Origin of the sequence: Peribacillus aracenensis (assembly GCF_025175645.1) — a bacterium.
Taxonomy (GTDB): domain Bacteria; phylum Bacillota; class Bacilli; order Bacillales; family DSM-1321; genus Peribacillus; species Peribacillus aracenensis.
Genome location: NZ_JANZMJ010000058.1, coordinates 1 through 8826, shown reverse-complemented (window position 1 = coordinate 8826; position 8826 = coordinate 1). Strand labels below are relative to the sequence as shown.

The following is an 8826-nucleotide window of genomic DNA, read 5'->3' as shown; positions in this document are numbered from 1 at the left end:
CCGCAATACTAAGTCCAAACAACACGGAGAAGAAAATGATCGCTAGCATATCGCCTTCTACCATGGCTTTAACTGGATTGGATGGCACAATGTGAACGATTGTATCCACGAACGATTCATGCTGCTTAGTTTCGGCTGTATCAACATAGGTAGAAATATCAGTTTGTTCCAGCTTGTCCATATTCACACCAGCACCAGGCTGGATGATATTCGCTGAAATTAAACCAACAGCAATCGCTACCATAGTTACCACAACAAAGTATGATATTGATTTAGCACCTAGTTTACCTACCGCTTTCAAATCACCTACACCAGCAACTGCAACGATAAGGCTTGAAACGATGATTGGCACTACAATCATTTTAATCATTCGTAGGAAAATGTCTCCGAATGGCTGTAAAAAGTTTTGGGCCGTCTCACTACCATAAAAAATGGCACCAACGATAATCCCTAGAATTAAACCAATGAAAATTTGGCTAGCTAAACTTAGTTTGAATTTCTTCATTTACTTTCCTCACCTTCCATAAAGTCTTTGATGCAAAAACATTTTTGTCTCGGTAAGGGAAACAAGATACTAATAAAAGAAAGTAATTTTTCTTTTTTTGAAAAACTCTGTCTTTACGCCGAAAAAAAAGACACTTCATGTGTCGATTTCTTATTGGCGTGAATATTCACACATGTTCCCTTAAAGACGCTGACGAGGTTAGCTGTCGGGTTAGGAATTGGAAACACAAAGCCCTTTCATTTCTGAATTCACCCCTAGCGGATAAAATCCACAAAAATGGGTCCCCCGTTCTTGGAATAAGATTAAGCGAGTTAACTTATAATAAAATATTATACTAAAAATGATAATCTGTAAATATTTATTCGCATCTGTTTATAAAAAATCTTTAAATATGTCTGAATATTCTGTATCAATCGCTATTGTATCTATAATTACTCTTCCCAATTTTTAGTCAATAAGTTATATCGATATAATTAATGAATAATTTTACATCACCTCTCTTGTTGAAGAACGGTTATTTTTCCAAAATGCCAAGTAACAGATATCTTACTTTTTCCCTAGAGGTGAATTTTTTATAAGTTGCAACTTTCACTTTTTCAAATTGAATCGGAGTAATAAAATCAGAATGGTTCTTTACTGCCACATCCGGCTTCAGCAGGATGACGTCACCTACAGACGGTCCCTTTATGATTTCCTGCTTTCCTTCCGCTTTAAGCCCTTTTGTAATGTAATGTTTATCCACATATCCTTTTTTGGTCAATTTGTAAATATAAGGATGTTTTTGGTAATTTACTGCCTCTATAGGTACGGAGGGTACACCAGCTTTCTCATTGGTTATTACAGTAAGATCCACTTTGGATCCCACCAACAAAGGTTCCGTTACTTCATTTTCCGGTTCGATTAAAGCCTGAAATGGAAATCTGTTATCTTTTTTTATCGACGGCTCTTCAGCTGGATAGGAATGGATACGGCTTATCGTTCCTTTCAATGCCTTTTTTGAATCAGAGGAACTTGCTTTTATAGTCATGCCCACTTCAGCCTTTTTCATTTCCTCTTCGGAGAATTGCCCTTCAATTGCCATATTTGTAGAAACAATGGATATGATGGGATTGTTCAGGTTTTTATTGATATTTTTAACTACACCATCAGCCTCGCTCGTCGTCACGATAGCATTGGACTGCTCCTCAATTGAACTCAATTTGGCGTCAAGCATTTTCACTTTTTCATCCAAACTGTTTCTTTCCAGTTCCTGCTTGTACATTTCTTGTTCAATGTTACTTTTAATAAGATCCGTAGAGTTTGTCGTTAAATCATTACTCAAGTTTTTTTCCACCGATTCATCAATGGCCGCTATTCCAGAATCACTGGTCAGGGACCCTTGATATGACCTCAGCTTGCCTATGTATTCTTCAATCCCCGCAATTTCTCCCACAGCTGCCGTTTTTTCCGCTTCTAAATCCGCTTTTAGCGCATCAAGTTCGGTCGTCTCATACTCAAACAACGAAGAGCCAGCCGTAATCGCATCGCCTTCTTTTACAAGGAATTTCTTAAAATCATTTTTCTTGGTATCAAAATAGATATCATACTCTTCTACAGGTTTAATTACCCCATTTGTTTGAATAGTAACCGTAATAGTATCCTTTTTTACCTTTGTCCAGTTTTCAACGAAAACAGTTCGTTCCACTTTGCTTTCTTTTTTTTCAAGAAGGTATATGTTAACGGCTATTAAGACTATCGACGCAATCGAGACCGCTGCTATTTTCCATTTTCCGCTCATTCTTTTCACCCGCCTTATACAAATACGCCTACTTGGATGTATGCTAAAAAGGCTTTAACAAACCATGTGGCCAGATAGAATAGAACAATCATTAAAAGGACCAAATAATTATTTCGGTCTGAAAATTCCTTTAAATAAAAATATTGCAGAGCAATAATAAGAAATTGAAAAATGGTGATTTCGCTGAAAAAGTGAATGAAATAATCACTTCTGAGAAAATACTGACTGATGATCCCAAATGAAAAAGGATTGGCATCGCTTCCTATATCCATTAAAACGAATAGAGGAACCAGTAATGTTTTTTCCACTAATTGCAAACCAAAAAGAATCATTTGAACGATGACTAATTTTATATATGGGATATCAGTGACGATCCAAAAGAATAGAGCTGCTAAAAATATGTATATGGAAGGGGTGAGTATGCCTGTTACTATATTGCCGCTCAAAATCAGCAACTTTGCTGCTTCGAATTCATTGGCACTCATCATCGTGATTTCTTTGGAAAACGATTCTGAACCAATGCCAAAGTATCCCCCGATGGCGAAAACTATTAGACTAAGAAAATATAAATATAGTAATTTCAATCCAAGCTTTGTGACTGCCTCTGCATTTTGCAGTTGATAACGACTCCGATAAGGCTCTAAAATGCCCTTTAACACTCCGACCTGGTACACCATATGTGGTCCTCCTGAAAAAATGATATTTCATCATATATTTTATCTTATTTTGGAAACAATTGCAGAAATAAGGAATGAATATACAAAAAAAACACATAAGCCTTCCCTCCAAATTAAATCACCACACTAATTTGGTGTTAATGCTGACAATTGAAAGATTTCCTAACCACCGCTTTTGAAACTCATTAACAAATGAAAAAAGAGGCTATACGCCCCTTTCGGTAAAACCTTCATATATTCAGCAAATAATCCTTCATCATTAAGATAAGCTTTGAACCCAATGGACTTCTTTTTTCATTTTTTTCCAAAAACAACAAAAGGCTTTCCAAGATGATGGGGTTTGGTCTAACTTTTGAAAACTCTTCCTGGATCGCCTTTAAAGCTTCCGTATTCTTGTTTGTTTCCATTCCCTCTTCCTTACGTGTTTCCACTTCCAGCATCCTGACGATGATCGAATGGATTTCCTCTTTAGGGCTCATATCCCGCATCGAGCATCCTGGCAGGGGAAATTGTTTCAATAATGGATCTTTATTGTTCTGCAGGCTTGCAATGATTGAATCCATCCGGTTCAATATGAAGCTAGGTAACAATTCCACATCGAAAGCATTTTGTTTCCTGATCAATATTCCGATATATCCTTTGAAAAGGGAATCCAAAATTATGGTGCAATCTGGCAAAAGATCAGCAGAAAGTCCCGGGTATAACTCAATGATTTTACGTTTGAACCAAATCAAGCCCTCTTCATGGATATAATGTAAAAATCTATCTAGTTCTTTGCTGATATGAACCATTTGTTCCTGCATCATCATTTGAATCAAGTTGGTATTTCCCGTCATATGCTCAATGTGGACAGTGATTTGCCTCATGAATTTGTCTTTACTGGACAATGAAGCATCCAGTTCAAGATCAAGCAATGAGTCCGTCAACGCTTCATAATAAAATTTAAAAATGGAGACCAGTAATTCTTCCTTCGATTTAAAATGATTATAAAAAGACCCCTTTGCTATCCCACACTTTTCAGCTATTTCCTGAACGGAAGTAGCATGATAGCCTTTCTCCGCGAAAAGCTCTACAGACTTATCTATGATCATCTTATTTTTTTCTTTCATCAAATTCATCCTATCCCTTAAAATTGTCCGTTGGTGACCGAACGGTCACTTCTTCCAAATTGTATCCCAAAACCCTTGAAACTACAACGTTAACACTACCGGATATTATCTGTTGCAATCATAATCCATATACTATATATTTGAGCTTGTGACCGACTAGTCACAATTTTATGTATGGAGGGTACAAGCTTGAATTCAATAATTAAATTTTCATTAAAGAATAAATTGGCAATCTGGTTGCTTACGATCATCATCGTTGCAGCTGGTTTATACTCCGGTTTAAACATGAAACAAGAAACCATTCCAAGCATCTCGACTCCTTTAATAAGCATCTCCACAGTATATCCTGGAGCTGCACCTGAAGAAGTAGCAGATAAGCTCACAGACCAGATAGAGCAGAAGGTAACAAATTTGCCAGGAGTCGAATTAGTCAGTTCTTCGTCCATGGCTAATGCCTCATCCGTCCAATTACAATATGATTATGATACGGATATGGATGACGCTGTAAAAGAGGTGAAAGAAGCTTTAGAGAAATTAGAACTTCCTGAGGGAGTGGATAACCCAAGCGTATCAAAATTAGAATTAAACGCTTTTCCTGTCGTCGCACTCAGTGTAACAGATAAGAGTTCTGATTTACCAGCTCTTACAAAAAACGTTGAAGAGGTGTTAGTGCCTAAACTTGAAGGAATTGATGGCGTGACATCCGTATCAATTTCCGGACAACAAGTTAATGAAGGCAGCCTTGTATTCGACGAGGAAAAAATGGCTCAATACGGTCTCGATGAAGATACCGTAAAGAAGGTTATCCAGGCCGCAAACGTCAACATGCCGCTTGGCATATATAACTTCGATGATAAAGAAAAAACGATTGTTGTGGATGGAAACATCTCCACATTAAAAGACTTGAAAAATATAAAGATTCCTTTAACCGGCGGCTCTCAAACAGGAACGCCAGCACAAAACGGAACGGAAACCAATCAATCTCCTGAAATGGCAACAGGTCCCGCCCAACTGCCAAACGTCAAATTATCAGACATTGCCGATGTTAAAATCACCGGTAAAGCTGAATCTATTTCAAGAACAAACGGCAGCGAATCGATCGGGATTCAGGTTACAAGATCGCCTGATGCCGATACGGTTGCAATCGTAGACGAAGTAAACGAAGAAGTAACGAATTTCAAGGAAGACTTTAAAGGCGTAAGTGTACACACTACGCTTGATCAAGCCCAACCGATTAAAGATTCTGTTGAAACCATGATCAGCAAGGCACTCTTCGGCTGTCTGTTTGCCGTCATTGTTATCATGCTGTTCCTTAGGAACTTTAAAACGACTCTCATTTCCATCATTTCGATTCCATTATCCCTGTTAGCAGCCCTTTTGGTGCTCAAACAAATGGATATTTCATTGAATGTCATGACACTGGGGGCCATGACAGTTGCCATTGGCCGGGTCGTCGATGACTCCATTGTCGTCATTGAAAATATTTATAGGAGAATGGCTTTAAAAGGTGAACAGTTAAAAGGCGGCGAATTAATACGATCAGCCACTAAGGAAATGTTCATCCCTATCCTTTCATCGACAATCGTTACTGTAGCCGTATACCTGCCTTTAGCAAGCGTTACAGGACCTGTCGGGGAACTATTCATGCCATTCGCCTTAACAATGGTGTTTGCATTAGTCGCTTCATTAATAATTGCCATCACACTTGTTCCGGCAATGGCAGACTCTTTATTTAAAAAGGGACTATCTAAAAAAGAATTAAAATCACATGAAGAAAAACCAAGCAAACTATCTGCATTCTACCGAAGAGCATTGGATTGGTCTTTAAACCATAAGTTGATCACTTTCGGTACAGCCCTTGTATTATTGGTCGGTAGCTTATTCCTAATCCCAAGCATCGGTGTCAGCTTCATGCCCGCAGATGAAGAAAAAACGATTATCGTCACTTACACTCCCGCACCTGGAGAGTTAAAAGAGGATATTGTAAAACAAACAGAAAAAGTAGAAAAATACTTCATGGATAATGACGATGTGGAGACCGTTCAGTACACACTTGGTGAAAGCATGATGGGCGGCATGATGGGCGGCTCGAGTAACTCGGCCCTCTTCTATGTACTCTATGATAAAGACACCGAAAATTTCGGGGACAAAAAAGAAACGGTCATAAAGGATTTAACTGAACTTGATTCACCTGGAACTTGGAAACAACAAGAATTCACGTCAACATCAAGCAACGAAACCACTCTATTTGTTTATGGAAATTCACAAAAAGACATTGAACCGGTAATTGATGATATTCAAAATATCATGAAGAAAAATAAAGATTTAAAAGATGTTGATACAAGTCTTTCCGATGCTTATGAGCAATATACACTAGTTGCAGACCAGGAAAAGCTAAGCGATCTTGGACTGACAGCTGCACAAATTGGTATGTCCATCGCCAATACGAATAAAGATGATGCTATAACTACGATTAAGAAAGATGGAGAAGAAGTCAAAGTATATGTCGAGACAGAAGAAACGACTTTTAAAGACAAAAAAGATCTTGAGAATACGAAAGTTTCTTCACCAATGGGAATGGAAATCCCATTGAAAGAGCTTGTGAAAATCGAAGAAGGCAAAGCTTCCGATACAATCAGCCGCCGCGACGGGAAAATTTATGCCGACGTGTCTGCAACAATCAAAACGGATGATGTGGCAGCAGTGACAGCTGAGGTACAAAAGGAAGTTGATAAATTAGACCTTCCCGCAAGCGTCACTATTGACTATGGCGGAGTGACAGAAGATATCCAGGAATCATTCACTCAACTTGGTATCGCTATGTTAGCGGCCGTTGCTATCGTATACTTTGTCCTAGTCGTTACTTTCCATGGCGGTTTAGCACCAATAGCCATTCTCTTCTCCTTACCATTTACGGTAATCGGGGCATTGGCAGGGCTATTCGTTGCAGGTGAGACCATCAGCGTTTCAGCAATGATGGGTGTCCTAATGCTTATTGGTATCGTCGTAACCAATGCCATCGTATTAGTGGACCGTGTTATCAAGAATGAAGAATCAGGGCTATCTACCAGGGAAGCCTTACTCGAGGCAGGTTCCACCCGCCTGCGTCCAATCCTGATGACTGCCCTTGCCACAATCGGCGCTTTAATACCTCTGGCAATCGGTGCGGAAGGCAGTGGATTAATTTCACAAGGTTTGGGAATTACCGTAATCGGCGGACTTGTGAGTTCTACATTGCTAACACTTGTAATAGTGCCGGTAGTATATGAAGTTATAATGAAAATAGGTAAAAAGAAGAAAAAAATAGTTAAGTAACAAAAAAAAAGAAAGAGGGGATTCCTTATACTAGGAATCCCCTCTTTCATGATTCAACAATTGATCAATATGATCTTAACATATTAGCCCTTCATACTTCCGGCCCTTTTTGACCGAACTATATTCCTTCTTCTTTTAACCTTCCCCGTCACATAAGACAAAACGTCCAGTTCGTCATTTTCAAGGAAATTTATTTGTTTTAAAACCTAAAAAGGGAAGAACCCGCTTCCCTGATTAGTGTTTGGTGAAAGTTTGATCTATCGCATTTGCCAGATCCAGCGATTCTTCTTTCAGATAACGCTTCGTTACGTTTAAATCTTTATGACCGGCAAGCTTTGATATCGTTTGTATATCTATTCCATTATCCACTAACCTTTGGCAAAAGGTATGTCGCAGTTTATGTGGATGCACATTGTATTTTTTTAATATATATTGAACTGACCTCGGAGTGATCCTTTGATTATAGCTTGAGATGAATAACGGATCCGCTTTTTCTTTTAAAGAATAAAGATAATTTTTTACATGTTGTATAGCCGATAGTGTAAGGGGAACGGATCTATCGATTTCACCTTTTGCATTCCTGACAAGTATATAATTTCGCTCTGTTTCCATAATGACGTCACGGCCATTTAAGTCACATAATTCAGAAACACGAATTCCAGTATGTAACAAAAGGTAGACGATGGCAATGTTCCTTAGATTCCCTTCTGCTTCTATATCCCTTAACAGGATCTGCTGCTCATTGATGCTTAAAGTTTCAGGTACCTCAAGCTTGTGCTCCTTAACCTTACGTTCCACAGAAAGCATTACTTGCGGTTTGCCTAAAAATTTAAAGAAGACATTTAGGGCGATATAGTGTTTTTCGATTGTTCCCGGGCTTTTCTTGCAATTTTCTAAATAATCAAGATAACCCTGAACATCTTCAGAATGAATCTCCATCAATATCTTTTGTGTCTGGTCACAAAACTGTGAAAGGACACCAGTATACGTTTTGATCGTATTAGCTGATTTGCCTTGGTCTCTCAACCATTCAGCAAACGAAAAAATCATTTCATCTTTAGCAGAGGTATCCATCGGCTATTCCCCCAATGACAGTTTCAGAACTACGTTAAGTTTAACATATATCCCTACAGAAACGAAGAATTCTGTCCCTTTGTCTTAAACAGATATGGATAATACAGATTGCTGTAAAAACTTAGATGCATTTATAGTATGTCCTACCATTTATACGGCATATAACTTTATTTATGATCCTTTTGAGTCACTACTTTTTTAACCGGTTTAAATAAATAGATACTGAAGAAATATCAACCTCAAAAAAAGACCAGCCGGATGGCTGATCTTTTAAATGGCTTGGCGGCGTCCTACTCTCACAGGGGGAAACCCCCAACTACCATCGGCGCTGAAGAGCTTAACTGCCGTGTTCGGAATGGGAACGGGTGT

General features: G+C 38.5%; 6 protein-coding genes, 1 rRNA gene and 1 riboswitch. Of the genes, 1 reads left to right on the top strand and 6 read right to left on the bottom strand.

The window, feature by feature from the left end; genetic code table 11:
- The 4 genes from N0M92_RS28440 to N0M92_RS28425 form a co-directional block, all read right to left on the bottom strand.
- Nucleotides 1-505, bottom strand: a 505-nt coding sequence (locus tag N0M92_RS28440) for a cation:dicarboxylate symporter family transporter (RefSeq protein WP_260288929.1), incomplete at its 3' end; no start/stop codon positions are given.
- Nucleotides 506-677: 172 nt separating this feature from the next.
- Nucleotides 678-824: riboswitch (cyclic di-AMP (ydaO/yuaA leader) on the bottom strand.
- A gap of 195 nt (nucleotides 825-1019) precedes the next feature.
- Nucleotides 1020-2282: an efflux RND transporter periplasmic adaptor subunit gene (locus N0M92_RS28435; protein ID WP_260288928.1), complete on the bottom strand. Its 1263-nt coding sequence runs from the start codon at nucleotides 2280-2282 to the stop codon at nucleotides 1020-1022.
- Between the two features lie 14 nt (nucleotides 2283-2296).
- Nucleotides 2297-2959, bottom strand: a complete 663-nt coding sequence (locus N0M92_RS28430) for a hypothetical protein (protein ID WP_260288927.1) — start codon at nucleotides 2957-2959, stop codon at nucleotides 2297-2299.
- A gap of 230 nt (nucleotides 2960-3189) precedes the next feature.
- On the bottom strand, nucleotides 3190-4068 hold the full coding sequence (locus tag N0M92_RS28425; RefSeq protein WP_260288926.1) for a TetR/AcrR family transcriptional regulator: 879 nt from the start codon (nucleotides 4066-4068) through the stop codon (nucleotides 3190-3192).
- Nucleotides 4069-4257: 189 nt separating this feature from the next.
- On the opposite strand from N0M92_RS28425, the gene N0M92_RS28420 reads away from it, so the two are divergent.
- Nucleotides 4258-7383, top strand: coding sequence for an efflux RND transporter permease subunit (locus N0M92_RS28420; RefSeq protein ID WP_260288925.1), 3126 nt, complete (start codon nucleotides 4258-4260; stop codon nucleotides 7381-7383).
- Between the two features lie 234 nt (nucleotides 7384-7617).
- Here the strand turns inward: N0M92_RS28420 and N0M92_RS28415 are convergent, their stop codons facing one another.
- Entirely contained in the window at nucleotides 7618-8457 is an 840-nt protein-coding gene (locus N0M92_RS28415) for a tyrosine-type recombinase/integrase (RefSeq protein ID WP_260288924.1), read from the bottom strand.
- A gap of 277 nt (nucleotides 8458-8734) precedes the next feature.
- A 5S ribosomal RNA gene (gene rrf / locus N0M92_RS28410) occupies nucleotides 8735-8826 on the bottom strand; the annotation flags it as partial.

Excerpts from the sequence above, each read along its gene's own strand:
- N0M92_RS28435 (WP_260288928.1), bottom strand. The coding sequence starts at position 2,282 with ATGAGCGGAAAATGGAAAATAGCAGCGGTCTCGATTGCGTCGATAGTC.
- N0M92_RS28430 (WP_260288927.1), bottom strand. The coding sequence starts at position 2,959 with ATGGTGTACCAGGTCGGAGTGTTAAAGGGCATTTTAGAGCCTTATCGG.
- N0M92_RS28425 (WP_260288926.1), bottom strand. The coding sequence starts at position 4,068 with ATGAAAGAAAAAAATAAGATGATCATAGATAAGTCTGTAGAGCTTTTC.
- N0M92_RS28415 (WP_260288924.1), bottom strand. The coding sequence starts at position 8,457 with ATGGATACCTCTGCTAAAGATGAAATGATTTTTTCGTTTGCTGAATGG.